General features: G+C 55.3%; 1 protein-coding gene and 2 pseudogenes. 2 read left to right on the top strand and 1 reads right to left on the bottom strand.

Features of this window, described 5'->3' with window-relative positions; genetic code table 11:
* Positions 1 to 111: 111 nt before the first annotated feature.
* Positions 112 to 345: pseudogene (locus CFR80_RS20050) on the top strand (transposase); the annotation flags it as partial.
* Between the two features lie 235 nt (positions 346 to 580).
* Positions 581 to 1,276 (top strand): annotated as a pseudogene (locus tag CFR80_RS17970) (IS110 family RNA-guided transposase); the annotation flags it as partial.
* A gap of 53 nt (positions 1,277 to 1,329) precedes the next feature.
* On the opposite strand, the gene CFR80_RS17965 reads toward CFR80_RS17970, so the two are convergent.
* A partial coding sequence (locus CFR80_RS17965) for a transposase (protein WP_146221715.1) occupies positions 1,330 to 1,702 on the bottom strand: 373 nt, incomplete at its 5' end.

The following is a 1,702-nucleotide window of genomic DNA, read 5'->3' as shown; positions in this document are numbered from 1 at the left end:
TCGCAGGTAGTACCGCGTCCCTATCTCTTAAATCGCTCATGCTTCATAGCTGAACAAGACCAGAAGTATTCAGCAAGGCGTCAGTCGCCGGGAGCTTACACCGACGGAACCATGAAGCATACGGAAGATTTCAAGCGCGAGGCCGTAAGGATTGCGTTGAGCAGTGGGTTGTCACGCACGCGTGTTGCGGCCGATCTGGGTATTGGCAAATCCACTCTGGCGAAATGGATAGTGAATTATCGTCCGGACGAGCCGGCATCAGGGCCTCAGGCTGATCTGGCCCGCGAGAATGAACGTCTTCGCCTGGAGAACCGGATTTTACGGGAGGAGAGGGAAATCCTAAAAAACGATCCCGGACGTTTGTCCGCCTGTGCGGCATAGAAACGGGCCATGCTATTGTGCCGGACAGGAGGGTAGCGGCCGTTCGCTTATTGGCGGGTTCGTCCCCGTTAAAAAACGTGGTCCATGGAACTGTGCGAACTTGAGAATGGTGACACCGCCTTGCGGTGATCCCGGTTAGGAAGATGATTGATAGGCATGTTCCACACCCTCCTCCAGCACACTGTGTGGAGATGTTACGATGCCTCGAAAATCTGCAAAAGCGTCCTTTGATCTCACACGCCATATTCAGGGAGCCGCTGCGATCGATATTGGATCACGGATGCATATGGCGGCGGTGTCCCCTGAGGCTGCGAAGGACCCAATCCGGTCCTTTGGCACATTTACGTCCGACCTGCATGCGTTGGCTGAGTGGTTCAAAGAATGCAAAGTCACCAGTGTCGCCATGGAATCTACAGGCGTCTACTGGATCCCGGTTTATGAAATCCTTGAGCAGCATGGTTTCGACGTCATTCTGGTGAACGCGCGCTACGCCAAGAATGTACCCGGTCGCAAGACGGACGTGAGCGATGCCGGATGGCTCCAGCAACTTCATTCCTATGGCTTGCTGCGTGGAAGCTTTCGGCCTCAGGCCGATATTGCCGCATTGCGGGCTTACTTGCGTCAACGTGAACGTCTGGTCGAGTATGCTGCGGGACATATCCAGCACATGCAGAAAGCCCTGATGGAAATGAATCTGCAACTCCATCACGTCGTCTCCGATATCACTGGCGTCACAGGCATGCAGATTATCCGGGCAATTGTCGGCGGTGAACGTGATCCAGAGACGCTGGCCGCTAAGCGCGACGTCAGATGCCGCTCATCGGCAGAAGTGATATCGGCAGCTCTGATGGGCAATTATAGAGATGAACATGTGTTCGCTCTGACGCAGGCCCTAGCAGCCTGTCGGGTTGGGCATTTTGCGGCTGATAACGCCGAGGCTGACCCGGCTTATGCTGCGTGAAGCCGTGCCATTCTTTTGCAGTTGTATGCGAGAGCGACGAGTGTCCATTCGGTCGTGACTTTTGCAAGGCTGCGCAGACTGAATCTTCTGAACCCCATGATGCTTTTGATAATTCCAAAGACCGGTTCAACGGTCTGTTTTCGTAGTCTGTAAACATCTCCGGCTTCTGTGGTTTCCAGCCTGTCCTTCATGGCAAGCCGCCAGGGTTCGGTTATCCGGCGTGGCTCCTTTGCTTCGGGATGGGGTCGGAAGTCGTAAGGCCTGCGGGCACAGGGCCGTCCAATGGCGACCAGCGGATCAATGCCCTTTTCCTGCAGTTTCCGGACCGCCTGTCCGCTGGCGTAACCGGTGTCGGCAAGC

The organism is Komagataeibacter oboediens (assembly GCF_003207815.1).
Taxonomy (GTDB): domain Bacteria; phylum Pseudomonadota; class Alphaproteobacteria; order Acetobacterales; family Acetobacteraceae; genus Komagataeibacter; species Komagataeibacter oboediens.
This window is presented reverse-complemented; position numbering and strand designations above follow the sequence as displayed.